The sequence below is a fragment of the Gordonia alkanivorans NBRC 16433 genome, from assembly GCF_000225505.1.
Lineage (GTDB): Bacteria > Actinomycetota > Actinomycetes > Mycobacteriales > Mycobacteriaceae > Gordonia > Gordonia alkanivorans.
In genome coordinates, this window is the sequence record NZ_BACI01000015.1 from 25,626 (window position 1) to 49,323 (window position 23,698).

23 protein-coding genes and 1 riboswitch are annotated in these 23,698 nt (G+C 68.6%); of the genes, 9 read left to right on the forward strand and 14 right to left on the reverse strand.

Going from position 1 to position 23,698, the window contains the following annotated elements; genetic code table 11:
- Positions 1–39: 39 nt before the first annotated feature.
- Positions 40–603 carry a hypoxanthine phosphoribosyltransferase gene (hpt, locus tag GOALK_RS01620; RefSeq protein ID WP_006357032.1) on the reverse strand — a complete coding sequence of 188 codons (564 nt, stop codon included), beginning with the start codon at positions 601–603 and terminating at the stop codon, positions 40–42.
- Between the two features lie 316 nt (positions 604–919).
- Between hpt and GOALK_RS01625 the strand changes: the two genes are divergently transcribed.
- Complete coding sequence (locus GOALK_RS01625) at positions 920–1,645, forward strand: DUF8020 domain-containing protein (protein WP_006357033.1); 726 nt, start codon at positions 920–922, stop codon at positions 1,643–1,645.
- Positions 1,646–1,672: 27 nt separating this feature from the next.
- Here GOALK_RS01625 and tilS read toward each other — a convergent pair whose 3' ends face one another.
- Genes tilS through dacB form a run of 3 tightly spaced genes read right to left on the reverse strand, consistent with a single transcriptional unit; the run spans position 1,673 to position 5,099 of the window.
- Positions 1,673–2,629 (reverse strand): tRNA lysidine(34) synthetase TilS, encoded by a 957-nt coding sequence (gene tilS, locus GOALK_RS01630; protein ID WP_040003924.1) that lies wholly within the window; start codon positions 2,627–2,629, stop codon positions 1,673–1,675.
- On the reverse strand, positions 2,608–3,702 hold the full coding sequence (locus GOALK_RS01635; protein WP_006357035.1) for an Rv3626c family coenzyme F420 biosynthesis-associated protein: 1,095 nt from the start codon (positions 3,700–3,702) through the stop codon (positions 2,608–2,610). Before GOALK_RS01635 ends, tilS begins: the two co-directional genes overlap by 22 nt.
- Positions 3,699–5,099 (reverse strand): D-alanyl-D-alanine carboxypeptidase/D-alanyl-D-alanine endopeptidase, encoded by a 1,401-nt coding sequence (gene dacB, locus GOALK_RS01640; protein ID WP_506256287.1) that lies wholly within the window; start codon positions 5,097–5,099, stop codon positions 3,699–3,701. Before dacB ends, GOALK_RS01635 begins: the two co-directional genes overlap by 4 nt.
- A 222-nt stretch (positions 5,100–5,321) precedes the next feature.
- Between dacB and GOALK_RS01645 the strand changes: the two genes are divergently transcribed.
- Complete coding sequence (locus GOALK_RS01645) at positions 5,322–5,834, forward strand: inorganic diphosphatase (RefSeq protein ID WP_006357037.1); 513 nt, start codon at positions 5,322–5,324, stop codon at positions 5,832–5,834.
- Positions 5,835–5,968: 134 nt separating this feature from the next.
- On the opposite strand, the gene GOALK_RS01650 is transcribed toward GOALK_RS01645, so the two are convergent.
- On the reverse strand, positions 5,969–6,421 hold the full coding sequence (locus tag GOALK_RS01650) for a hypothetical protein (RefSeq protein ID WP_006357038.1): 453 nt from the start codon (positions 6,419–6,421) through the stop codon (positions 5,969–5,971).
- Positions 6,418–7,770 carry an aminotransferase class V-fold PLP-dependent enzyme gene (locus GOALK_RS01655; RefSeq protein WP_040003925.1) on the reverse strand — a complete coding sequence of 451 codons (1,353 nt, stop codon included), beginning with the start codon at positions 7,768–7,770 and terminating at the stop codon, positions 6,418–6,420. The genes GOALK_RS01650 and GOALK_RS01655 overlap by 4 nt, the downstream gene beginning before the upstream one ends.
- A gap of 17 nt (positions 7,771–7,787) precedes the next feature.
- Positions 7,788–7,902, reverse strand: a riboswitch (SAM riboswitch).
- A 112-nt stretch (positions 7,903–8,014) separates the two neighbouring features.
- Here GOALK_RS01655 and GOALK_RS01660 point away from each other — a divergent pair.
- Positions 8,015–9,085, forward strand: coding sequence for an isochorismate synthase (locus GOALK_RS01660; RefSeq protein WP_006357040.1), 1,071 nt, complete (start codon positions 8,015–8,017; stop codon positions 9,083–9,085).
- A 78-nt stretch (positions 9,086–9,163) separates the two neighbouring features.
- Here the strand turns inward: GOALK_RS01660 and GOALK_RS01665 are convergent, their stop codons facing one another.
- Genes GOALK_RS01665 through GOALK_RS01675 form a run of 3 tightly spaced genes read right to left on the reverse strand, consistent with a single transcriptional unit; the run spans position 9,164 to position 11,378 of the window.
- A complete protein-coding gene (locus GOALK_RS01665; protein WP_006357041.1) occupies positions 9,164–10,414 on the reverse strand; it encodes an O-succinylhomoserine sulfhydrylase in 1,251 nt (416 codons plus the stop codon).
- Positions 10,378–10,791 (reverse strand): rhodanese-like domain-containing protein, encoded by a 414-nt coding sequence (locus tag GOALK_RS01670; RefSeq protein ID WP_006357042.1) that lies wholly within the window; start codon positions 10,789–10,791, stop codon positions 10,378–10,380. Before GOALK_RS01670 ends, GOALK_RS01665 begins: the two co-directional genes overlap by 37 nt.
- A complete protein-coding gene (locus GOALK_RS01675) occupies positions 10,788–11,378 on the reverse strand; it encodes an Rv0361 family membrane protein (RefSeq protein WP_006357043.1) in 591 nt (196 codons plus the stop codon). The genes GOALK_RS01670 and GOALK_RS01675 overlap by 4 nt, the downstream gene beginning before the upstream one ends.
- 134 nt (positions 11,379–11,512) lie before the next feature.
- Here GOALK_RS01675 and GOALK_RS01680 point away from each other — a divergent pair, with 134 nt between their 5' ends.
- Positions 11,513–12,538 (forward strand): ABC transporter substrate-binding protein, encoded by a 1,026-nt coding sequence (locus GOALK_RS01680; RefSeq protein WP_006357044.1) that lies wholly within the window; start codon positions 11,513–11,515, stop codon positions 12,536–12,538.
- 190 nt (positions 12,539–12,728) lie between these two features.
- Positions 12,729–14,126, forward strand: coding sequence for an FAD-dependent oxidoreductase (locus GOALK_RS01685; RefSeq protein WP_006357045.1), 1,398 nt, complete (start codon positions 12,729–12,731; stop codon positions 14,124–14,126).
- A gap of 75 nt (positions 14,127–14,201) precedes the next feature.
- On the opposite strand, the gene GOALK_RS01690 is transcribed toward GOALK_RS01685, so the two are convergent.
- On the reverse strand, positions 14,202–14,708 hold the full coding sequence (locus tag GOALK_RS01690; RefSeq protein ID WP_006357046.1) for a hypothetical protein: 507 nt from the start codon (positions 14,706–14,708) through the stop codon (positions 14,202–14,204).
- Between the two features lie 173 nt (positions 14,709–14,881).
- On the opposite strand from GOALK_RS01690, the gene GOALK_RS01695 reads away from it, so the two are divergent.
- Genes GOALK_RS01695 through GOALK_RS01705 form a run of 3 tightly spaced genes read left to right on the forward strand, consistent with a single transcriptional unit; the run spans position 14,882 to position 17,888 of the window.
- Positions 14,882–15,925 carry a FecCD family ABC transporter permease gene (locus GOALK_RS01695; RefSeq protein ID WP_006357047.1) on the forward strand — a complete coding sequence of 348 codons (1,044 nt, stop codon included), beginning with the start codon at positions 14,882–14,884 and terminating at the stop codon, positions 15,923–15,925.
- A complete protein-coding gene (locus GOALK_RS01700) occupies positions 15,922–17,061 on the forward strand; it encodes a FecCD family ABC transporter permease (protein WP_006357048.1) in 1,140 nt (379 codons plus the stop codon). The genes GOALK_RS01695 and GOALK_RS01700 overlap by 4 nt, the downstream gene beginning before the upstream one ends.
- Positions 17,058–17,888 (forward strand): ABC transporter ATP-binding protein, encoded by an 831-nt coding sequence (locus GOALK_RS01705; protein ID WP_006357049.1) that lies wholly within the window; start codon positions 17,058–17,060, stop codon positions 17,886–17,888. Before GOALK_RS01700 ends, GOALK_RS01705 begins: the two co-directional genes overlap by 4 nt.
- Here GOALK_RS01705 and GOALK_RS01710 read toward each other — a convergent pair.
- Together GOALK_RS01710 and GOALK_RS01715 are read right to left on the reverse strand one after the other, a co-directional pair.
- Complete coding sequence (locus GOALK_RS01710) at positions 17,885–19,201, reverse strand: ClC family H(+)/Cl(-) exchange transporter (protein ID WP_006357050.1); 1,317 nt, start codon at positions 19,199–19,201, stop codon at positions 17,885–17,887. The two genes, GOALK_RS01705 and GOALK_RS01710, sit on opposite strands and share 4 nt — an antisense overlap.
- A gap of 77 nt (positions 19,202–19,278) precedes the next feature.
- A complete protein-coding gene (locus GOALK_RS01715) occupies positions 19,279–20,295 on the reverse strand; it encodes an Lrp/AsnC family transcriptional regulator (RefSeq protein ID WP_081474296.1) in 1,017 nt (338 codons plus the stop codon).
- A 280-nt stretch (positions 20,296–20,575) separates the two neighbouring features.
- On the opposite strand from GOALK_RS01715, the gene GOALK_RS01720 reads away from it, so the two are divergent.
- On the forward strand, positions 20,576–22,057 hold the full coding sequence (locus tag GOALK_RS01720) for an MFS transporter (RefSeq protein WP_281430803.1): 1,482 nt from the start codon (positions 20,576–20,578) through the stop codon (positions 22,055–22,057).
- A gap of 70 nt (positions 22,058–22,127) precedes the next feature.
- Here GOALK_RS01720 and GOALK_RS01725 read toward each other — a convergent pair whose 3' ends face one another.
- A complete protein-coding gene (locus GOALK_RS01725) occupies positions 22,128–23,030 on the reverse strand; it encodes an LLM class flavin-dependent oxidoreductase (RefSeq protein WP_006357053.1) in 903 nt (300 codons plus the stop codon).
- A 46-nt stretch (positions 23,031–23,076) separates the two neighbouring features.
- Entirely contained in the window at positions 23,077–23,556 is a 480-nt protein-coding gene (locus GOALK_RS01730; protein ID WP_006357054.1) for a DUF456 domain-containing protein, read from the reverse strand.
- Positions 23,557–23,698: the final 142 nt, after the last annotated feature.

Here is a 23,698-nt window from a genome sequence, read left to right on the forward strand (position 1 = left end):
TGGCGCGCAGGTCGCGGGCGGATTCGCGCTTTCGAAGGATCAGCTGCTGTAGACCGCGGGCTTGAGGCGCCCGATGTAGGGCAGGTCCCGGTAGCGCTCGGCGTAGTCGAGGCCGTATCCGACGACGAACTCGTTGGGGATGTCGAAGCCCACCTCCGCGACACGCACCGGTGACCGCACGGCCTCGGGCTTGCGGAGCAGGGTGCACACCTCGAGGCTGCGGGGCGAACGCGTGGCGAGGTTCTTCATCAGCCACGACAGGGTGAGACCCGAGTCGATGATGTCCTCGACGATCAGGACGTCGCGGCCCTCGATGTCGCGGTCGAGGTCCTTGAGGATCCGCACGACGCCGGACGACGAGGTCGACGAGCCGTAGCTCGACACCGCCATGAACTCCAGCTGGGACGGGATCGGGAGGGCGCGCGCGAAATCGGTCATGAACATGACCGCTCCCTTGAGCACCCCGATCAGGACCAGGTCGTCCTCGATGGCGGTGTACCGGGCGGCGACGGAGTGGGCTAGCTCGACGGTGCGCTGCTTGATCTGTTCCTCGGTGATCAGAACAGCGTCGATGTCAGCGGCATAGGGGTCAGCGGACTGCACCGTTACAGCTTGTCATGTTTCGCGCATCACATGGCCGATGGGTGGGACCGCCGACGGAAATTACTTCCGAGTAGCGAGTAGACCGTTCGGACCAATTTGCCGCTCCGGATCGTTCGATTACATAACAGTGAGATAACGAAATTTAACATTCGTCTCATGTGAAACATTTTTGGACATTTGTTTTGCCAGGTTTGTGACCGTTGGTGAACCCGCCAGCAACGTGGGTAGCAGGGGCAATTCGACCTGTGAATATGATCGATCACAGTTCCCCTATTCCCTTCCTCGGGGAACTTCCCTTCATGGAAAGAATTCCTTCATGTCAACTGAACGACAGGACGGGGCCTTGTCGCGCAAATACACGCGCACATTGGTCGCTGTTGCCATATCCCTTGCCACGGTTGTGATCACGGCACTCGCCGGGACCGCACAGGCCGCCCCCAAGCAATTCGGGCCGGCCACCTACGATGCGACCTGGAATCAGTCGTCGCTGACCCTCACCCTGCACAACGCCTCGGCGAGCACCGAAAACGGATCGCTGACGATTCGCGATTTCGCCGGTGCGGAAGTCTTCCGTATGCCTCTTGCATATCGCATGGAGGACCGCCAGTTCCCGATCGACGCACGTCAGGCCGGCAACAAGGTGACGCTCATTCCGTCGCGCAACAACGCGCGTTCCGTGCAGGTCAACCCGACCGAGGTCAACAGGTTGCGCGGCATCGCCAAGCATCAGGTCGCAGCCCCGGAGACCCGGCAGGAGCGAGACGACCAGGCGCTGGTTCGCTTCCAGCAGCAGCTCAATACCGGTATGACCATCTCGTCGCTGGTCGGAACGATCATTGGCGGCATCGCTGGCGGAGCACTGGGCTGTGCAGTCACCGCAGTAGCCCTCACTCCGATCGGATGCGTGCTCGTCGGCATTCCCGTGGGAGCGGCTGCGGGCGCGATTGCCGGCTTGGCGCTTGGCGGCAGCGGCACCCTGATCGGTGCAGCTATCCAGTACTTCGAAACGATCAACTCGCCGTTCAAGGCACCCAAGAAGTAGGTCACAGACCTTTCCTGACGGTCCGTCTCACCTCGCGGTGAGGCGGACCGTCAGCGTTTCGCCGCTTCGTGCCACGACGGTCCGCACGCCCGGGTCGCCGCCGATCGCCACCTGGGCGCGCCCCGTTCCGGATTTCACGACGAGCCGGTCGACCGCCGCGATCACCCGATGCGTCGGTTCGGTGGCCCCGACGTCGAGCAACCAGCGTCGGATGACCCTGGTACGCACGGCCCTCGGCAGGTCGTGCAGCGGCGCGATCGCCAGACCATCGGGAGTCCCGGCACTCCGCCACACCGCCTCCGCCCAGCCGTCGAGGGCGTCGTTGTCGTCCTGGAGCGCCTCTGCGGTCCGGCCCAGCGCGTCCACGACGCCGCCGCGGACCACATCGTCGAGCAACGGCAACACCTCCGCACGCAACCGCACCCGAGTGAACCGGGGGTCGCGATTGTGCGGGTCGTGGTGCACGGCCAGCCCGAGTTCGGTACACACCGCGAGCGTCTGCATCCGACGCACTCGCAGCAGTGGCCGACCCCACGGGGCCTTCCACGCACGCATGCCGGCGATCGAACGCGCCCCCGAACCGCGTGCGAGTCCGAGCAGCACGGTCTCGGCCTGGTCGTCGGCGGTGTGCGCGAGAAGCACCGGGCGACCGTCCCGGGCGGCGTCGAGCGCCGTGTACCGCGCGTCCCGGGCAGCGGCTTCGAGTCCCCCGCGGGTCCCGACCCTGACCTCGAGCACGCGCGCGTGGGCGCCGAGTTCGCGTGCGGTCGTGGCGGCCCGGCCGGCCACGTGGTCCGAACCCTCCTGGAGTCCGTGGTCGACGACCAGTGCGGTGACGTCGAGTCCCGCGCGAACGGCCGTCGCGGTGAGGGCGAGCGAGTCCGCACCGCCGGAGAGGCCGACGCAGACGGAGGCGTGCGGGTCGTCGAGAACGGTGGTCGCGAAGTCCGCGACCACCCGCGTCACAGCACGCGTCGAATCCATGCCTGCGGCGTGTCGATCTCGTCCGGCAGCGGCATCGTCTCGGGCGATGTCCACACCGTGTTGAACCGCTCCATGCCGACGGTCTCGACCACCTCGTCGACGAAGGCCTTGCCGCGGATGTACTGCGCGATCTTGGCGTCCATGCCGATGAGGGCGCGGATGATGCGCTGCACCGGGTTCTGCGGCGCCTTGCGTCGCTTGTCGAAGGCGGTGCGGATGTGGGCGACGGACGGGACGTGCGCCGGTCCGACGGCATCCATCACGTGGTCGGCGTGACCCTCGAGCAGCGTGCCGAGAACCATCATCCGATGGAAGGCGTCGAACTGCTCGGGGCTCTGCAGCAGCTGCATCGCGCCGAGGATGCCCTTCTCGCGGGATTCGGAGCCCTTGAGCGTCTTGGTCATCCGCGTGACGATCTCGGTGGTCGACTCACCGGTCTCGGAGGTGAGCACGGCAACGTTGTCCTGCATGTAGTCGCGTAGCCACGGGTTGGCCGAGAACTGCACGCGGTGGGTCACCTCATGCAGGCACACCCACAGGCGGAAGTCCGACGGCACGACCTTCAGCTGGCGTTCGACGTTGATGATGTTGGGCGTCACGACCATCAGCACGCCGGGTTCACCGGTTTCCGGGTCCGGCGTGAACGGGTCGTACTGGCCGAGGATCGCAGTGGAGAGGAAGGCGAGCAGACCACCGGCCTGAACCCCGCCGAACTTGGCGGCGAGGCCGGGCGATGACAGGTCGGCGTCGGCCTCGGACCCCAGCATCGAACGCATCGAGTCGGAGGCCGCGTCGATCCAGCCCGACCGGTCGAGGATTCGAGTCGTCGGGATGCGGAGTCCGTCGGCGAGACCGGTGACCTCCCGGACCGGCGCCTCCGCACGCGTCGCCGCGTCCGCGAGCTCGGCCTGCGCGGCTTCGTAGGTGTAGGCCGTGGTCTTGGGGCCGGGTCGGACGAGCCGTTTCGCGGTCGACGCCGCGAGCGGCCAGTCGATCTGCGATCCGATGCTCAGGCGGGTGTCGTCACCCACCGGCTCGACCGCGGCCCTGCTGTCGGTTCCTGACATGCTCATCGGCACCCGCACTCTCTGAGTTGACCCACCACGGCGTCCAGGGCGGGTCTCGCGTCCGCCGGCGAGGTGCCGCCGGACATGAGGGCGAACGACAGCACGCGGCCATCGATCGTTTGGACTATGCCGGTCAACGAACTGACCCCGGTGAGTGTTCCGGTCTTCGCGCGCACCCACCCGGCACCGGGTGTGGTGGCGACCGGGAAACGGTCGGCGAGGGTGCCCGTGCCGGCGGCGATGGGCAGACCGTCGAGCATCGGTCGCAGCTTCGGTCGCGAGGGTCCGCTGGCCGCGGTCATCACCGCGTCGAGCAGCGCAGGCGTCGTGCGGTTGGCATAGGAGATGCCCGACGCGTCGGCCAGCGTGGTGCCCTTCCACTGCTCAGGGAAGGTGGTGGACAGGACCTGCTCGACCGCGTCGACTCCGGCGGCGAGGGTCGCGGGTCCGCCGCGATGCACCGACAGTTCGATCGACAGGGTCTCGGCGAGCACGTTGTCGCTGTACCGGAGCATGTCGTTGACCCGGGTCACCAGCGGCGCGGACTCGACCTTCGCCACGACGCGGTCGCCGGCGGGTGCGGGTACCTCGGTCACCGGCGCATCGACGTCGAGCGCCGCGGCCAGCGCCTCACCGGCCATGATCCCGGGCGTCGCGGATCGCGGCGAATACTCGTCGAGCGGCTCGAGGCGGGCGCCGTCGACCATCAGCGACTCGATCGGCGCGATGTCGCCGCCCTGGATGTCCCGGCGGTCCCAGGTCCGGTCCATCGTCGGGCCCGAGAAGGCGCTGAGGTCCACCGCGACCGAGGTGACCGGGATGCCGGCCTGCTTGATCTGTTCGGCGAGGTCTGCGATGCGGGCGGGCTCGCTGTAGAAGGTGTCGGCATCGGCCGGCTGCGCCGACAGGGTCGGATCGCCGGCCCCCTTGAGGATCACCTGCCCGTTCGACCCCGCGACGACCGTCGTGGTGAGGCGCGCGTCGTGCGGCATGGCCTCGAGGAAGGCCGCGGCCGAGAGCACCTTGTCGTTCGACGCGGGGATGCGCGGACGACCGGGGTTGCGCGACCACAGGACCTCGCCGGTCAGCGAGTCGGAGATCATGCCGCTCAGGACACCGAGCGCCGGATTCCGCAGTGCGGGGGCGATCGCGCGGGACACCCCGGCGGGCGTCGGGGCCGGTGCGGTGGCGGCGACCGGGTCGATCTGCGGGTCGGGGGAGATCGCGGCGGGCTGCGGCGGTATCCCCGGCGGCAGCTCGGCTTCCGTGTCCAGGCGGAGAGCCACGACCACGGCGGCGGTCGACACCAGCGCGAGGACCACGACGGCGACGATCGTCCACCAGAGGAGTCTGCGACTGCGGGGTCTGCCATCACGACCTGCGGGTCTGGTGGTTGCGCCCACGAAGCCTCCGGATCTCTCGCACTGCCCTTACCGATACTGCACTGACCGACCGATACGCCACTGGCCGAAATGTCGGATATGCGCGACCGAGATCCGAAACACCCGCGAACTGCGGGGGTACGAAGCCCGAGGTCGTGGGACTAACAGTATCGTTGTTGCGACGCGCGGCCATCTGGGCCGTCCGGCGATCACACCCCCGATCCGCAACTGCCAGGAGGAACAGTGGAATTCGATGTGACCATCGAGATCCCCAAAGGTGGCCGAAACAAGTACGAGGTCGACCACGAGACGGGGAAGGTCTACCTCGACCGCTACCTGTACACCTCGATGGGCTACCCGGCCGACTACGGCTACATCGACGGCACCCTCGGTGAGGACGGCGACCCGCTCGACGCGATGGTCCTGCTGCCCGAGTCGGTCTTCCCCGGCATCATCGTGCGCGCCCGCATCGTCGGCATGTACACGATGACCGACGAGGCAGGCGGCGACGACAAGCTGCTGTGCGTGCCCGCCGGTGACGTGCGCTGGGACCACATCAAGGACATCTCCGACGTGTCGGAGTACGAGCTGGGTCCGATCTCGCACTTCTTCGAGCACTACAAGGACCTCGAGCCCGGCAAGGAGGTCCAGCCGGGCGGTTGGGTCGGCCGCGAGGCCGCCGAGAAGGTCGCCCAGGAGGCCATCGATCGTCTCGCCGCTCACCCCGACGAGGCCAACGAGCCCTCGCGCGGCTGACGCCACCCGAGCAGTCACTCACCGACCGCCGACGACACATGCTGTCGTCGGCGGTTCGTGGTCTACGGCAGAAGCACGAGCGCAGCGCACCCACCCGCCGCCTTCAGGCGTGAGCGCAGCGAGCCCCGAAGGCCTCAGGCCACCCGGTGACGCACGTCGGCGAAGACCGGCAGCACCTGCTCGCGGATTCGATTGCCGGTGGCCGAACCGTCGATCGGGACCAGGATCACCGCGTCGGCGACCTCGGCCGCGTAGATGTCACGCAGCAGCGTGATCAGGCCGTGGGTCGTGCCGATGTAGCGGATGGTCTCCGAGCTGTCGGCGGCGACTCCGGCCCGCTCGACGGCGGCGCGTGCCGATGCCGCGTGCGGCGCGATCGCGACCTCGATCTCGAGGGCCACGACGAAGTTCGCCTGGTCGTGGGTGCCGGCCCGCAGCAGCGAGCGCGCCCGTTGGGCGTCCCGCAGGGTCTCGCGACGCACGACGATCGGGAAGGTCTGTGCGACAGCATCTCCCGCGATCGCGACCTGGAAGCCGGGACGGCCGATGGTGACGGCGGTGCGCGGAGTGTCGATGTGGACGGTCATGCGGGATACCCCTCGTCGAGTTCTGGTCGGGCGGTGGTCGTTCCAGCGCTGAGTGCGCCGAGTGCGTCGAGCAGGCGGTCGACGTCGTCGGAGGTGGTGCCCGCACCGAAGCTGGCGCGGACGGCCCCTTCGGGATGACCGAGCCGCTTGAGCAACGGGTGGGCGCAGAACTTGCCGTCCCGCACACCGATTCCGTGCTCGCTGCTCAGATATTCGGCGACGGCCCGCGGCGCGAAGCCGTCGATCGTGAAGCCGGCGATGCCGACGCGGTCGGTCGAGTCGGTGAAGATCCGCAGCGGACGGACACCGTCGATGCGAGCGAGACCGGCGTCGAGCCGCTCACCGAGCCGGAGCTCGTGAAGGCCGATGACCTCCGGACCCAACTCGGCGAGCGCGGCGCACGCCTGGGCGATCGACACGGCGCCGAGCACGTTCGGCGAGCCGGCCTCGTGGCGGGCGGTTCCGGTGTGCCAGGTGGTCCCGGCCGAGTTCTCGTCACCGCACAGGTCGACGTCGGCGGTCGCTCCCCCGCCGGCGAGGTACGGGTCGGCGGCGTCGAACCAGTCGGAGCGCCCGATCAGGACGCCGGCGCCGAACGGTGCGTAGGCCTTGTGACCGGAGAACGCCAGATAGTCGATACCGTGGCTGACGATCGAGATGGGGCGATGTGCGACGAGCTGCGCCGCGTCGACCAGGATGCGTGCGCCGTGGCGATGGGCGATCGAGGCCAGCCTGCTGATCGGGAGGACCTCACCGGTGACGTTCGACGCGGCGGTCACCGCGAGCAGCGACGCCGGCTTGGACGCGAGCTCCGCCTCGATCGCGACGAGGGTGTCCTCGATCGTGGCGCGGGCGGTGACCACGCGAGCCCGGTTGCGACCGTCCTTCGGCGCACACCACGGCAACAGGTTGGCATGGTGCTCGATGTCGAGGACCACGACGTCGCCGGGCGTGATGTGGGCGGCGAGGTTGATCGCGTCGGTGGTGTTGCGGGTGAAGACGACGGAGTCGTCGACGCGGCCGCGGACGAAGCCGCGCACGGTCTCGCGGGCCGCTTCGTACCGACGGGTGGTGACCTGCGAGAGGTGGCCGGCGCCGCGGTGCACGCTCGCGTACTCGCCGAGGGCCCCGGCGACCTGCGCGGCGACCGACGCCAGCGCCGGCGCGCTCGCCGCGTAGTCGAGATTGGCGTACCCGACTCGGTGACCTGCGGCGACGGGTACCTGCGCATCCGCGCCGACGACCGGCGCCAGCGCGGGGATGAAGGGTGCCCGGTCGGCGATGGCGGCGGACACCACGGCACGGGTCGGGCGGACGGTTGTGACGGGTGCCGAAAGCACAGCAGTCATGACAAGGGCTCCTCGAGAATCCACACTTGCCGCGTTCGGGTTCGACCGCAGCCAGGTCGTCACCCGGAGCACCCCACCGTGGAGGAGGGTTGCCGACCAGCGAGCCGGGGCTTGTCACTGGCACTCATGACCTGCGACAAGGTTCGCGGATCCCGGCGAAGGGTGTCAATTTAGATTCACCGTGATTCCTAGTTAGGACAGGCTTACCTGTACCCTGGCTGTCGTGGCATCGAGTGAGGTCTTCGTGTTGTCGCGCCCGCACGGCACCGTGCGGGGCGAAGGGGTGGTCCGGTCGTTCACCGACGTCGACGAGGCATCCGCCGCACTGCGGGCGGGCGAGGTCGGGGCGTTGACCGGGGCGATCCCCTTCGACCTCCGCGACCCCGCCGCGCTGGTCGCTCCCGTCCGGCTCCGGACCGGCGAAGCACCGCTGCCCGGGACCGGGCCGCTGTCACGGCGAGCGGTGTCGACCGTGAGCCACCCGGCTCGGGATGAGCACCGCGAGCGCATCGCACATGCGGTCAAGCGCATCGTCGCCGGCGACGTCGGGAAGGTAGTGCTCGCACGCAGCGTCGACCTGGTGCTCGACGAACAGGTCCGGCCGGCGGAATTCCTCGATGCACTCGCCGGCGGCAACGCCGACCACAACGCCTTCGCGGTCGACCTCGGCGCCGCGACGGGTTCGGGCTCGTGGTTGCTCGGCGCGAGTCCCGAAGCACTGCTGCGCAAGTCGGGATCGACGGTGACCTGTCATCCCTACGCGGGTTCGGCACCACGATCCGCCGACCCGACCGTCGACCGTGCGACCGCCGCCGAACTGGCCGCTTCGACAAAGGACCTCGCCGAGCACGCCTTCGTCGTCGATCATCTGCGCGAGCGCCTGGGACATCTCTGCGACGACGTCGACGCGCCGTCGACCCCACAGCTCGAGTCGACCGGCGAGATGTGGCACCTGGCCACCCCGATCCGCGCGACGCTGCGCGATCCGGCGACCACCGCACTCGACCTCGCCCTACTCCTCGGACCCACCCCCGCAGTGTGCGGCACCCCCAGTGACGTTGCCGCACAGATCATTCGAGACGCGGAGGGAGATCGTGGCTTCTACGCAGGCGCGGTCGGCTGGTGCGACGCCGCGGGCGACGGCGAATGGATGGTCACCATCCGGTGCGCCGAGCTCGCGGCCGACGGTCGGAGTCTGCGCACCTGGGCGGGCGGCGGCATCGTCGAACACTCCGACCCGCAGGCCGAGCTGGACGAAACCGCATTCAAACTGCGGACCGTGCTGAACGCGCTCGGGATTGCAGAGCTGTCGTAGCGCACAAACCCAGCCTTCTTCGGCAAACCCAGCACCCCGAAGGGTGGTGATTCTGCCGAAAAGTGGTGGGTCTACACGTCAGCCGAGCGCCTGATCCAGATCCGCGAGCAGGTCGTCGATGCCCTCCAGCCCGACCGACAGGCGCACGACCGCGTCACTGAGACCGATCGCGGCACGCCCCTCGGGCCCCATCGCGCGGTGCGTGGTGGTGGCCGGGTGGGTGATCAGCGACTTGGAGTCACCGAGGTTGTTGGAGATGTCGATGACCTGCAGCGCGTTGAGGACCTCGAAGGCGCGCTTCTTGCCGTCGATGCCGTCGTGGTCGTTGAGCTCGAAGGTCACCACGGTGCCGCCACCGGACATCTGGCTCTTGGCCAGCTCGAACTGCGGATGCGACTGCAGGAACGGGTATTTCACCCAGCGGACCCGCGGGTCGGCTTCCAGGAACCCGGCGATGCGCAGCGCCGAGGCCACCGAGGCGTCGACACGAAGGCGCATGGTCTCCAGGCCCTTCAGCAGGGTCCAAGCGTTGAACGGGCTCAGCGCCGGGCCGGTGTGGCGCATCAGCTGCTGCACCGGGCCCTCGATGTACTCCTTGGTGCCGAGGACGGCACCGCCCATGACGCGACCCTGGCCGTCGATGTGCTTGGTACCCGAGTAGACGATGACGTCGGCACCGAGATCGAGGCCGCGCTGCAGCAGCGGGGTCGCGAAGACGTTGTCCAGCACCACCTTCGCGCCCGCGGCATGCGCCAGTTCGGACACCTTGGCGACGTCGACGAGCGTCTGCATCGGATTGGACGGGGTCTCGAAGAAGACGGCGTCGGCCGGCTTCGACAGTGCACGCTCCCACTGTTCGAGGTCTTCGCCGTCGACGAACTCGGTCTCGACACCCCAGCGCGGCAGGATCTCGTTGCACACCACGAAGCACGAGCCGAACAAGCTGCGGGCGGCGACGAGCCGGTCGCCGGCCTTGAGCAGGGCGCCGAGCGCGACGAACACCGCGGCCATGCCGCTGGCCGTCGCGAAGCAGGCCTCGGCACCTTCGAGCTGACGCAGCCGCTCCTGGAACATGTGGACCGTCGGATTGCCGTACCGGGAGTAGACGAACCGCTGGTCCTCGCCGGTGAAGGCGCGCTCGGCGGCCTCGGCGGAGTCGTAGACGTATCCGCTGGTCAGGTACAGCGCCTCGGTGGTCTCGTAGAAGCCGGAGCGGGCGAGGCCACCGCGGACGGCGATGGTGTCGGGTGAAAGACCCTCCGGCAGTTCACGACCCACGGACAAATCAGGACTCACGATTGCCTCCACGGCAGATTCTCGGCGCGCCATCCCGACGCACCTCGATGGTCGTTCTCGTCGAGGGCACCCTCGAACCCGTCGACCACGTTGTATGCCTTGCCGATTCCGTCGGCGGTCGCCGCCTCGGCCGCACCGATCGACCGGTGCCCCGAGCGGCAGAGGAAGATGACCTCGTGGTCATCGGTGACCCCGGCGCCGCGCAACTGTTCGACGAACTGCTCGTTGCGGCGCCCCTCGGGGAACGTCGTCCACTCGGCGAAGATCGTCCGCTTGCCCAGCACCTCGAGGTCGGGGACGCCGACGAAGGACCATTCGGCCTGCGTCCGACAGTCGACGAGGACCGCGTCGGGATTGTTCTCGAGCTTCTCCCACGCTTCCCGCGGGGTCAGGTCGCCGGCATAGGTCATGAGGAGCACACCTTCCATTCGCCGTTCTCGCGCACCACGATCGTCTCCACGACCTGCTTGGCATCGGCCTTGTCCTTATAGTGCCAATGGACCTTGGCGGTCGCCCGGTCACCGTCGACCACCAGGTCGGTGATCTCGGGGATCTCGATGCGGCCGTTCTGGTCCAGCGACGCCTGGTTCTCCGCGACGAACTGCGCCTCGGAGGGGAAACCGGTCTTGTCCAGGTCGGCATCGCAGGTGTTGGCGCGATACTCGGCGTAGTTCAGGCCGTTCTTCGCCGTGTAGAGGTCGTTGATGGCGTACTGGACCCGCGCGTCGTCGCTGACGCGTTCCTCGGACGGCCGCGAGATGCTCGAGAGCACGATCCCCAGCACGAGGAGCGCGACGACACCCGCCGCCACGAAGAACGGCCACGCGTTCTTCCAGTTCGGTGGCCCTTCCTCGACGAGGGCGGCGTCGACGTCGTCGTTCGACGTTGCCTTGCCGAGGGCAGACTTCTTCGAGGACGCGGCGCCCCGAGAGGTGTTCCGGGATGCGGCGCCCTTACCGGAGGGCTTGTCGGGGCCCCCGCCTGCAGCTTTGGCCATGGCGCGAAGTGTAACGACAGGCCGGGTGTGACCTCCGTCCGGATTCTCCGGCCGCCATCGCGTCGAATCGCGTGGGCACCGAATCCGCGCTCGGTAAGGTGGGCCTAACCTAACGCCGACCGCCGAGGAACCACATGCGTCTGCTTTCCCATCGACTGTCCGGAATCGTGCTCGCGACGACCGTGGCGGCCCTCGTGGTGAGCTCCTGCGCCGCTCCCGAGGAGAAGGTCGCCGACGATTCGGCGTCCGTCCCGGCTCCCGAGACCGGCTCGATTCCCGTCACCGTTCAGCAGGCCTATGCCCCGGCGGTCGTGGAGAAGGCACCCACGCGGATCGCCGCGCTGGGCGTGGGTGACGGCGACACGCTGCTCGCCCTCGGCGTCATGCCGACGACGATCGCCCCGTTCGCCGATCCCGACCAGGCGACCGCGCCGTGGAACGCCGACCTGATCGGCGACTCGCAACCGGTGGTCCTCGCCAATACTTCGGCAGCTCTCGGGAACGAGATCCCCAAGGCGCTCGCCACGAGCCCCGACCTGATCACCGCCGTCGGCGCCGATCCCACCCGCGACCAGTTCGACCTGCTCACCAAGACCGCACCCACCATCCTCCGCCCCGCCCAGTACAAGCCGTGGCAGGTGCCGTGGAATGCGCAGACCATCCAGATCGGCACCGCGATCGGGCAACCCGACCTCGCCCGGCGCAAGATCGCCGAGACCGAGGCGTTCCTCGCGGGCATCAGGGCGAAGAATCCGCAGTTCGCGGGCAAGACCGCCGTCGTGGTGACCGCGAGCCCGACCGGCGGGGTCTCGGTGTACGGACCCGAAGACGGCCGGGCGCAGACCGTCGCGGGCTACGGCCTCACGTTCCCGCCGGTCCTCCGCGACACGATCACCAGCGGGTTCTACGGCGAACTACCGGCCGAGAGCCTCGACCGGCTCGACGCGGCCGACATCGTCGTCGCCGTCGACTGGGAGGGTTCGAACGACAAGCTGCGGTCGAACCCGGCGTTCACCCGGCTCGAGGTGGCGCGTTCGGGACGGGTCGCCTACCTGCCGCAGGAGGTCGGCAGTGCCATGTCGGTGCCGACCCTGCTGACGATCCCGTGGGTGGCCGATCAGGCCGTCGGACCCCTCGCCGAAGCTGCCGGCTCACGCTGACGCGCGTCGCACCGCGTCATCGCGATGACGTCGAGAAGTGAGGATTACCTCACAGCTAATTTTGGGAGTGGACACCAAGCGCCTACCGTAGAAGGGATAGGCCTTATCCAAGCGTGTCGACACCAGAATCAAGGGTTTCGGATCCGGTTCCTGTGGCGGGGCGCGCCGAGCAACGGAAGACACCTACTCCATGAGCGAGAACAGCCGCCCGCTTCGGGTTGCGATCGTCGGTGCGGGTCCCGCCGGGATCTACGCCGCCGACGCGTTGATGAAGTCCGACACCGTGAAGGATCGCGGCGTCAGCATCGACCTCTACGAGCGTATGCCGGCCCCGTTCGGTCTGATCCGTTACGGCGTCGCGCCTGATCACCCGCGCATCAAGGGCATCATCACCGCGCTGCACAAGGTGCTCGACAAGCCGCAGGTCCGCCTGCTCGGCAACGTCGACTACGGCACCGACATCTCGCTCGACGAGCTGAAGTCGCACTACGACGCGATCATCTTCTCCACCGGCGCCACCGACGACCGCGCGCTCGACATCCCGGGCATCGACCTCGAGGGCAGCTACGGCGCCGCGCAGTTCGTCGCCTGGTACGACGGCCACCCCGACTTCCCGCGCACCTGGCCGCTCGAGCAGGAGAAGGTAGCCGTCATCGGCGTCGGCAACGTCGCCCTCGACGTGGCGCGCGTTCTCGCCAAGACCGGCGACGAGCTGCTGCCCACCGAGATCCCGGCCAACGTCTACGAGGGTCTCAAGGCCAACAAGGCCATCGAGGTGCACGTCTTCGGTCGCCGCGGACCGGCGCAGGCCAAGTTCACCCCGCTCGAGCTCAAGGAGCTCGACCACTCGCCGAACATCGAGGTCATCGTCAATCCCGAGGACATCGACTACGACGAGGGTTCGACCGTCGCCCGCCGCGGCTCGAAGATCACCGACCAGGTCGCGACGATCATCGAGAACTACGCGATCCGCGAGCCCAAGCAGGGTGCGATCCACAAGCTCTTCCTGCACTTCTTCGAGAGCCCCACCGAGATCCTCGGCGAGGACGGCAAGGTCGTCGGCCTGCGCACCGAGCGCACCCAGCTCGACGGCACCGGCAACGTCAAGCCCACCGGCAAGATCACCGACTGGGAGGTCGGAGCGGTCTACCGTGCGGTCGGCTACCTGTCGGACAACCTGCCCGGCATCCCCTTCGACTCGCAGGCGGGGGTCATCCCCAACGAGGCCGGACGCGTGTTCGACGAGGGTGAGCAGCTCACCGGCGTCTACACCACCGGCTGGGTCAAGCGTGGTCCGGTCGGTCTCATCGGCCACACCAAGGGCGACGCCAACGAGACCGTCGACTGCATCCTCAAGGACATGGAGGCCGAGAAGCTGCTCGAGCCCGCCGCTCCGGCCGAGGACGCCATCATCGAGCTGCTCGAGTCGAAGAACATCCCGTTCACCACGTGGGACGGTTGGTACCGCCTCGACGAGCATGAGCGCGCACTCGGTGCCGCCGAGGGCCGCGAGCGCGTGAAGGTCGTCGAGCGTGAGGACATGCTCGCCGCGTCGGAGCCCCACAAGGTGGCGCGGCCGTCGGCCTGAGACGACCTCTGGAGATCGACGACGAGGGGCGACCGGTTCTCACCGGTCGCCCCTCGTCGTCTGTTCTCTACGGACTCAGCGCCCGGGGATGGTGGGCACTCCCTTGACCGTGTTGCCGCCGCCGGTCAGCGCGGACGCCGACGCGGACGAGCCCGTGCCGAACCGGTCGAACGGGTTGTCGATGCGTCGCACGTTCCACCAGAAGCCGACGTTGTCGGTCAGGTTCTCGGCGTAGTCGGAGATCGCGTACCCGGAGATCGACGACGGGAAGCAGCCGAACCAGGTGGTCTTGATCAGCAGGGATTCGTTCTTCTTCAGCAGCGGCTTGAACTTCGTCGCGCCGCCGCTCTCCTGCAGGGTGACGTTGCGGAAATCGCCGTCACGCGCCGTGACACGCATGAACCGGGTCATGCTCCACGCCTGGTTCCACGGGGTACCCGGGGCTCCGAACTGGCAGTAGACCCCACCCGTCATCTGCAGGTTGGGGACGGCGGCCTGCGCGGGCGCGGCACCCACGAGTGTGCCCGCCGCGATGCTTCCCGCAGCCAACACTCCGACAACGGCCCGTTTGAATGACTTCATCGATCCTCCTGTTTTCAGAACCCTCGAAACACTGGGCATATCGATCCGAGCTCATCGCAGTGTTACCGAAGACACAGCCTCCACTAACTCCGGTGCGGTCTTTCGTTACCCGAACGACATCCACGGTGCCGCGCCGCGAGAGTCGCCGACCAGCGTTGGTAAGGTAACCCTTCGTGCGCCGCTCCCTTCGTGTTCTCGGCATTCCCGTGCTGGTCGCGGCTCTGGTGGGGCTGGTCGTGGCCTCCGTGCTGTTCGGTACCCGCCCCGTCCCGCTCGACGAGGTGTGGACGAGTTTCGCCGCCGGGATCACCGAGGTCTGGGCCGCCCTCCTCGATCTCCGGCTGCCGGAGATCACCAAGGACACCGACGTCGACGGCATCGTCTGGGATCTCCGCGTCCCGCGAACCCTGCTCGGATTGTTCGCCGGTCTGGCCGTCGGCGCCGCCGGTGCCATCACCCAGGGACACACGCGCAACCCCATCGCCGATCCCGGCATGCTCGGCGTCAACGCCGGAGCCGCGTGCGCGGTCGTGGCCGGGATCTACCTGCTCGGGATCACCAGCCCCGTCGCCTTCATGTTCTTCGGACTGCTCGGCGCGATCATCGCCGCGACCGTCGTCTTCGGGCTGTCGGCACTGAGCGGCTCGAGTCCGCTGACCCTGATCCTCGCGGGAACGGGACTGACGGCGATGCTCACCGCGATCACATCATCGATCGTGCTCGTCGACACCAACTCGCTCGACCAGTGGCGATTCTGGAGCGTCGGTTCGACCGCCGGCCGTGGCATCGACGTGTTCTGGGCGAGCCTGCCGTTCATCAGCGTCGGACTCGTGTTCGCGCTGGCGAGCGGTTTCTTCCTGAATGTCCTGAGCCTCGGTGACGACATGACCAAGGCCCTGGGCTCGCGGGTGATCCTCATCCGCGCGCTCGGCATCCTGACGATCACTCTGCTGATCGGCGCCGCCACCGCGGCCTGCGGGCCCATCGTGTTCCTCGGACTGGTGGTACCGCACATCGCGCGTGCGTTCGTCGGCGCCGACTATCGCTGGATCATTCCGTACTCGGCACTGCTCGGCGGGATACTCCTCGTCGGCTGCGACATCCTCGGCCGCGTCGTCGCGCGTCCGGGTGAGGTCCAGGTGGGCGTCATGCTGGCCCTGGTCGGCGCTCCGTTCCTGATCTTCCTGGTCCGTCGGCAGAGGTTGGCAACCGTATGAACTCCTCCGACGTGAAGACGCCCGAGCCCCGTGCTCGTGGCCTCGCAGCACGTACCCGCAGCGTCGCCCCGCATCCCGGGGGCTACCGCCTCGCGATCGAGCCGGTGTCGTTCGTCGTGCGTCCGCGCATGCTGGTCGTCGCGCTCGTCTCGGCGGCACTCGCGGTGGTGCTGTTCCTGACCGGCGTCGGCGTCAGCGACTTCCCTCTCACCCCGATCGACGTCGCGCGCATCCTGCTGGGCGGCGGCACCCGCATCGAGAACGTCGTCGTCTTCGACGTCGCGCTCCCCCGGGCCCTCGTCGGCCTGCTGGTGGGCATCGGGCTCGGGTTCTCCGGCTCCATCACCCAGCTGATCTCCCAGAACCCCCTCGCCACCCCGGACATCCTCGGCATCACCGCCGGTGCGAGTGCGGCGGCGGTCGCGGCAATCGCCTTCTCGACCACGAGCTGGGGCAGCTGGTTCGGCGACCTCGGCGTCCCGGCGTCGGCGATGATCGGCGCCCTCCTGACCGCGGCGCTCATGTACGTGCTCGCCTGGCCCGGCCGCAAGGCGAACAGCGGCATCAACCCGTTCCGCCTCGTGCTGATCGGCGTCGGCATGACCTGGATGTTGCAGGCGCTGACCAACTTCCTGCTCACCCGTGCCGACATTCGCGACGTCGGGCGTGCCCAGGTGTGGCTGGTCGGCTCGGTCGCCAACGTGGGCTGGTCCAATGTCTGGCCGGTGGTCGGTGGGGTCGTCTTCGGGATCGTGGTGATCGTCGTGTTCTCGCGGCAGATCGGCATGCTCAGCCTCGGACCGGATCTCGCACGCGGACTCGGCGTCCGGACCGGCGCGGTGTCCGCGACACTGCTGCTGACCGCGGTCCTGGTCAGTGCGCTGTGCGTGTCCGCCGCCGGACCGATCGCCTTCGTCGCGTTGCTCGCCCCACAGATCGCGCTGCGGCTGGCCCGCACCGCGGTTCCGACGCCGTTGTTGTCCGGCCTGGTCGGTGCGTCCCTCGTGCTCGGCGGAGATCTGTTGTGCCGCACTGTGCTGCCCGGCGGCCTACCCGTGGGCATAGTCACCGCCGCGATCGGCGGACCGTTCCTCATCTACCTGATGATCGCGATGTCCCGGAAGGCGACCGTATGACCATCTCCCCCACCGAGAACGCCCCGCAGACGACGGCCCGGCTTCGCGGCAGCGGACTCACCGTCGGCTACGACCAGCGAGTGGTGATCGACGGTCTCGACATCGACATCCCCGACGGCCGGGTCACGACCATCATCGGCTCCAACGGCTGCGGCAAGTCGACGCTCCTGCGATGCCTCGCCCGGTTGCTGCCGCCAAAGGCGGGCACCGTGTTCCTCGACGGCGAGGACATCGCGCACGTGCGGCCCAAGCAGGTCGCCCGGACCCTGGCGATCCTGCCCCAGAACCCGGTGGCGCCCGAGGGTCTCACCGTCGCCGACCTGGTCGGGCGGGGCCGGCATCCGCATCAGCGGTGGTACCAGCAGGCAACCGCCGCCGACGAGGCCGCGGTGGCCGAGGCGATGGAGATGACCGACACCCTCGAACTCGCCGACCGTACCCTCGACGCGCTCTCCGGCGGTCAGCGCCAGCGGGTCTGGATCGCACTCACGCTCGCGCAGGGCACCGACCTCATCCTGCTCGACGAGCCGACCACCTACCTCGACCTCGCACACTCGATCGACGTCCTCGACCTGGTCCGTCGTCTCCGCGACGATCACGGCAAGACCGTGGTCATGGTCCTTCACGACCTCAATCTCGCGGCCCGCTACAGCGATTCACTGGTGGTCATGAAGAACGGCGCCATCGTCACCACGGGCGCCCCGGCCCAGGTCATCGACGCCGCGATGCTCGACGAAGCCTTCGGCCTGCGGGCACATGTGATGACGGACCCGATCTCGGGCGGACCGCTGATCGTGCCGCTCGGCGCGCACACGCGTACCTTCTAGGCGCCCGAATCCCGTTCGCGGGAAGCGTCGTTGGCGAGCATCTGTTCGCGCAGCGAGTCGTAGACGGGCGGGGTCCCGGAGAGATGTGCCACGAGCACGGCCGCCGCGGTCGCGGCGAGCATGGGGACCGCCACCGTCGTCGTCGCGCTCATCTCCATCACGACGACCATGCCGGTGAGCGGCGCCCGGACCACCGCACCGAACAGTGCGGCCATGCCCGCGAGCACCAGGGCGTCGCGCAGCGTCGAATCCGGTTGCGGGATCACGGCGTCGAGGCCCGCGGCGAACAGGACACCCCACAGCGCACCGAGCGCGAGCATCGGGGCGAACAGACCTCCCGGTGTGCCCGCGGCATAGGACAGCGGTCCGGCGACGAACCGAACGATGAACAGTGCGGCGACCACCGGCAGGACCACCGAGCCGTCGAAGATCTGTTGCGCCAGGTTGTCTCCGCCCCCGGCGGCATCGGTGTCGACGGCCATCAGCCCGCCGACGATCGCACCGATGATCGCGGCCTTCGCGATCGCCGGGACGCGGGTGATCCCGCGTACCCCCTGGATCGCGCCGAGAACCGCTCTCCCGTAGGCGATCCCGACGAGGCCACTGAGCAGACCGAAGACCACGAACACCGGCAGCAGGGTGATCGAGGGTGGGGCCACCACGCCGACGAGGAAGTCGGGCCGGTCGCCGAGGATCACGTGACCGCAGGCCACCGCAGCAGCGACTGCGAGGATGGTCGGTATGACCACCCGCAGCCGGAATGAGTGCGTCACCTCCTCGAGCGCGAAGAGCGCGCCACCCACCGGCGCGGTGAAGGCGACCGCGAGGCCGGCCCCGCTGAGGGAGGTCTGCATGACGCGGAGGTCGAATTGGTCGAGTCCGGCACGGCGTCCGGTCTCGGAGCCGACGGCGGCACCCATGTGCACGGTCGGGCCCTCTCGCCCGAGGATGAGACCCGAACCGATCGCGGCCAGTCCACCGAAGAATCGTGCGGGGATGACACGTAGCGGCGCCGGCTCCGCCTCACCACGTTCGACGGCCTCCACATGCTGGATGCCGCTACCCGCCGCGGTCGGCACCAGGTGCGAGACGAGCGCCCCGAAGGCCGCGCCCGCGGCTGTCACCGCGACCGGGATGAACCATCCCGGGGCGCCGAGACCGTCCGCCCAGTCCAGCATCTCGAACCGCCACCGGTTGAGATGGTCGAGGCACCACCGGAAAGCCCCGCCGAGGACGCCGGTCACGCAGCCGGCGAGGACAGCGAGCACGCACAACCGCACCAGGCCCTGGTTGTCGGTCGTCGGCGAGGTCACAGAAGGAAGTTACCGTGCACCACGCCCCCAGCCGGTACTTCCGAACGGCAGATTCGTGTCACCGAGGCCAATCGGGGTCAGACGGGCTGAATCAGCCGCCCCTGCACCACGAGTGACGCGTTCTGCTTCAGCCGCCGGACACGGATGCTGACCGAGTAGCCAAGAATCCCTTCCATCGCACCGATTCTGGTGCGCAGATAGCGGTAGAAATCGTCGGCGTTCCGGCAGATCACCGAGACCATGAGGTTGTGTTCGCCGCTGATCGCGGCCGCGAACGCCACCTCGTCGTGCGCGGCGACCGCCTCACCCACCGCATCGATCGCGCCCGGCGACACCTCGAGCCACAGTGTGGCACTCAGATCGAAACCCAGTCGCTCGGGCAGGATCTCGACGTCGTACTGCAGTGCGCCGCCCTGCTCCAGCGTCCGCAACCGTCGACGCACACGCCCCACCGTCCACCCGCAGACACGTGCCAGCTCCCGATGCGGCAGACGGCCGTCCTGTGTCAGCGCGGCGATGAGCGGCGCGTCGTCGTCGGTCAGGCGCGCGTTCTCGACGGCCCCGCCGTCGACCGCCTCCTCCTCGACACCGGCGGCACCGGAGGCCGCCGCGGCCACCAGCGCCCGGGACTCCTCCGGCAGGCACCCGCCGAAACCGGTCCACTTCGACGCCGAACCCGGGTTGAATGCGTGCAACAGGAGATCGACGCGAAGGTCGAGGACCGCCGCACGCGACGGCAGCGCCGCCAGCAGCGCATCGTCGCCGACGGCCACGATCGGTGCCCGGACGATGCAGACGATCTCGGTTCCGCCGGAGACGACGTAGGCGAAGACCACATCTCGGCGCCGAGCGAGGGACGCGGCGAGCGGTTCCAGCCGGTCCGGACGGCACCGAACGCGCACCACCCACTCCGCATCGCCACGCACCGCCGGCCGGACGACGCCGACGACTCTGGTCACCCCGGCGCGACGCAGGGCCTGATACCGCCTCGCCGCGGTCTGCTCGGAGATCCCGGCGACCTCGCCGAGCAGGCGGAACGATGCCCGCGGATAGACCTGGAGAGCGCGGAGGATTGTTCCGTCGGTGTCGTCCATCATGGAGGAATACTACGCGTGATCATTACCTCAACCGACAAATGTTCCGCACAGAGTGATCCGGCTGCCGTTTTTGTACACGTGCACCGGACAATTGGGTTCTGCGCTTCATCGCGCGGCAACCATCGCATCGCCGAGGCCCCTCCCGAGACGACGACCCGTGGTCGCGTCCGATCACCGGGCCGTGCCCGGTCACCCCCGACATCGAAAGCGAGAGTGCGTGACCACCACGTCCACCACCCTTCCCGCTCCCCCGGAGCACCGGACGGCCACCATCGTGATGGCCTGCCTCGGCGTCTTCGTGGCCTACCTGCCCATCACCAGCGTCGCGGTCAGCCTGCCGGCGATCGGCAACGCCCTCGGCGCATCGACAGCGCAGCTGTCCTGGGTGCAGGACGCCTTCGTGCTGCCGATGGCGGCATTCATCCTGACCGCCGGCGTCTTCGGCGACGTCCACGGCCGCCGCAAGGTCTATCTGACCGGTCTCGTGCTGTCCACCCTTGGTGCCGTCGTCGCGCTCTCCGCGCAGTCGATCGAGTTCGTGTGGGTCGGACAGGCCCTGGCGGGCACCGGTGCCGCCGCGCTGCTGCCGACGACCCTTGCGCTCATCAGCCACGCGGTCCCCGACTTCCGTGAACGCGGAAAGTTCATCGGCATCTGGGCCTCGTCGCTGATGCTGGCGCTCACCGTGGGTCCGCTGATCGCCGGACCGGTGGCCGAGAACATGGGCTGGCGCTTCATCTACGTGCTGCCCATCCCGTTCGCCGTCGCCGCCTTCGCGATCGCCCTGACGGCGCTTCCGGAGTCGCGTGCCCCGCACACCCGACGTCTCGACTGGCCCGGTCAGGTGACCGCGGCCGTCGCGGTCACCGCACTGGTCTTCGGCGTGATCGAGGCCGGCGTCAACGGACCGGGCGACCCCCGCGTGATCACCGCCCTGATCATCGCGGTTCTCTCAGGTGCGGCCTTCGTTGCGGTCGAGCGCCGTTCGGACAGCCCGATGCTCGACCTCGCACTGTTCCGCAGCCGCGCCTTCACCGTCACCACGCTGATCGCGATGATCAGCTTCCTGTCGCTGATCGGCTTCATCTTCGTGCTCAGCATGTACTTCGGCATGGTGCAGCAGCTCGGCACCATCGAGGCCGGCTGGCGCCTCGCGCTGATGAACGGCGCATCCATGATCGTGGGTGCGCTCGCGGGCAAGATGATGCACCAGGTTCAGGCGCGTTTCCTGATCGGCGGCGGTCTGGCCGCGGTCGCGGCGGCGCAGTTCGCGCTGCTCACCATCGATGCCGGCACCTCGTTCGCCGCGATCGGGTGGCGCCTGGTCGTCCTCGGCCTGGGTATGGGCTTCGTGATGGCCCCGATGACCGCGACCGCGGTCTCCGCGGTGCCCTATCGGCTTGCGGGCATGGCGGCGGCCGGCAACAACGCCTTCCGTCAGGTCGGCGGCGCGCTCGGTCCGGCCGTCCTCGGCGCCCTGCTCACCGCGGGCGCGGTGGACTCGCTGCCCGGGCAGCTCGCCGACGCGGGTGTCGACGGCGAGATGCGCGAGCGCGTCGTCGACGCGGTGGACGGTCAGGGCCTCGGTGCGGTGACAGGTCTCGATCTCGGCGCGGACACCCCGACTGTCATGAACGCCGTGGGCGACGCCTTCCTCGACGGTATGCAGCTGTGCCTGATCTTCTCGGGCATCCTCACTGCGGCAGCCGCCGTGCTGTGCCTGGTGATGCTCAAGCCCGGGGCAGACGCCTCCCACTGATCACCGAGGACTTGCGGCAGCTGGTTCCGGATTCCGGAATCAACTGCCGCAATGTCGTTTTCGGGGGAGATCAGGTGAACGCTGCGGCGACGTCCGCCGCGCGTCGGAGCTGGTCGGGGTCCGAACTCGTCGGGATGAGCTGCACTTCGTCGGTGCCGACGTCGGCGAAGCGGCGCAGCACCTCCCCGAGTTCGGCCTCGGTACCCGACCACCCCGTTGTGGGTGCGATGGCGTCGACGAACTCCGTCGGAATCCAGTTCATGTAGTGGTGCAGGTGCCGGGTCACCTGCGCCCGAGGTGCGTCGCCCTCGCCGATGGCGAACCAGAACGACGTCGCGAGATGCGGTGCGGGACGCCCGGCTTCGGCCCATGCCGAACGCGCGACGTCGAACAGTTCGTTCTGCTTCGACGCGTCGAGATCGAGGGTGACCCCGGCGATGCCGTCGGCCCAGTCGACGGCGCTGCGGATCGTCTTGGGCCCGGTGGTCCCGACGTGCAGCGACGGACCGCCCTTGCGATGCGGCAGCGGTCCGACCGGAAGCACCGACTCGGTCAGCTTCTCGCCCGCCCAGACCCGTTTCATCGTCTCGGCACGTTCGGCGAGCTGCCGCATGGTCTGGGTGGACGGGTCGGCGCGGACGGCCCGGTAATCCTCGTGTCGGCCGCCGACCCCGAGCGCCACGGTGAGCCGGCCCTCCGACAGCATGTCTCCGGTGGCCAGCGCCTTCGCGAGCATGACCGGGTCGTGCAGCTGGGGCACGACGACGGTCATCACCAACGGCACGCGCCGGGTCCACGCGGCTGCCGCACCGAGGAACGTCAGGCATTCGGGGTTGTCGAACGCTATCCGCTCACCCCAGCACAGGGAGCTGAACGGGCCGTCGTCAATGGTGGTGGCCCATGAGTGGAGCGTTCCTGCGTCGAGGTCCGGCTCCATCACGGGCATCGTCATCCCGATGCGCACAGGCGCCATTCTGGCACGCGGAGGTCGCGCGTATCCCGTTCTCGGAGAACGGGCCTCACCAGACGAATGCGCCACCCGTCCAGATGCTGGTGGCGACGAGCGCGAAGAGCAGTTCGATGCCGATCGTCTTGGCCGCCGCCTTGAGTGCGGCCACCGCGCCGCGCCAAGCCAACTCGAGACTCTGGGTACGCACGAGTTCGGCGGCCACCGCACCCACGACGAAGCCGAGCAGCAGACCGATCACGGGCACGACGAAGAAACCGACGATCCCGACGAGACCGCCGACCACGACGGTCCGGTTCGGAATACCGTCCGTGCGCAACGACTTTCCGGCGACGAGGTATTTGATCACCTCGCCGACCACGAGCGCGAGGAGGGCCGCGGCGAACACCGACCAGGCCCAACCGCCCACGACGATCGCCCAGACGAGGAGCGCGGAGGCGATCAGCAGCGTTCCCGGCAGGATCGGGACGACGATCCCGACCAGACCGACGAAGATGACGGCCGCGACAAGCAGCTCACCCCAGAGCGGCACCTGTTCGACGCCCGGTCACTCGCCCGCGACGGGCGACCGGGGGGCCGGCTCGTCGGCGGGATCGCCGGTCTTCACCAGCGACGCCATGACCGGGGACTGTCCCGGGGCCGCCGGACGGGGAGGACCTGCGGGACGGGGTGCC

Coding starts and splice junctions, on each gene's coding strand:
- GOALK_RS01680 (WP_006357044.1), top strand. CDS start 11,513: ATGCGTCTGCTTTCCCATCGACTGTCCGGAATCGTGCTCGCGACGACC.
- GOALK_RS01665 (WP_006357041.1), bottom strand. CDS start 10,414: ATGGCGCGCCGAGAATCTGCCGTGGAGGCAATCGTGAGTCCTGATTTG.
- tilS (WP_040003924.1), bottom strand. CDS start 2,629: ATGGATTCGACGCGTGCTGTGACGCGGGTGGTCGCGGACTTCGCGACC.
- GOALK_RS01650 (WP_006357038.1), bottom strand. CDS start 6,421: ATGACCGTCCACATCGACACTCCGCGCACCGCCGTCACCATCGGCCGT.
- GOALK_RS01715 (WP_081474296.1), bottom strand. CDS start 20,295: ATGGACGACACCGACGGAACAATCCTCCGCGCTCTCCAGGTCTATCCG.
- GOALK_RS01700 (WP_006357048.1), top strand. CDS start 15,922: ATGAACTCCTCCGACGTGAAGACGCCCGAGCCCCGTGCTCGTGGCCTC.
- GOALK_RS01635 (WP_006357035.1), bottom strand. CDS start 3,702: ATGAGCATGTCAGGAACCGACAGCAGGGCCGCGGTCGAGCCGGTGGGT.
- GOALK_RS01685 (WP_006357045.1), top strand. CDS start 12,729: ATGAGCGAGAACAGCCGCCCGCTTCGGGTTGCGATCGTCGGTGCGGGT.
- GOALK_RS01705 (WP_006357049.1), top strand. CDS start 17,058: ATGACCATCTCCCCCACCGAGAACGCCCCGCAGACGACGGCCCGGCTT.
- GOALK_RS01625 (WP_006357033.1), top strand. CDS start 920: ATGTCAACTGAACGACAGGACGGGGCCTTGTCGCGCAAATACACGCGC.
- GOALK_RS01720 (WP_281430803.1), top strand. CDS start 20,576: ATGGCCTGCCTCGGCGTCTTCGTGGCCTACCTGCCCATCACCAGCGTC.
- GOALK_RS01670 (WP_006357042.1), bottom strand. CDS start 10,791: ATGACCTATGCCGGCGACCTGACCCCGCGGGAAGCGTGGGAGAAGCTC.
- GOALK_RS01690 (WP_006357046.1), bottom strand. CDS start 14,708: ATGAAGTCATTCAAACGGGCCGTTGTCGGAGTGTTGGCTGCGGGAAGC.
- GOALK_RS01655 (WP_040003925.1), bottom strand. CDS start 7,770: ATGACTGCTGTGCTTTCGGCACCCGTCACAACCGTCCGCCCGACCCGT.
- GOALK_RS01675 (WP_006357043.1), bottom strand. CDS start 11,378: ATGGCCAAAGCTGCAGGCGGGGGCCCCGACAAGCCCTCCGGTAAGGGC.
- GOALK_RS01725 (WP_006357053.1), bottom strand. CDS start 23,030: ATGGCGCCTGTGCGCATCGGGATGACGATGCCCGTGATGGAGCCGGAC.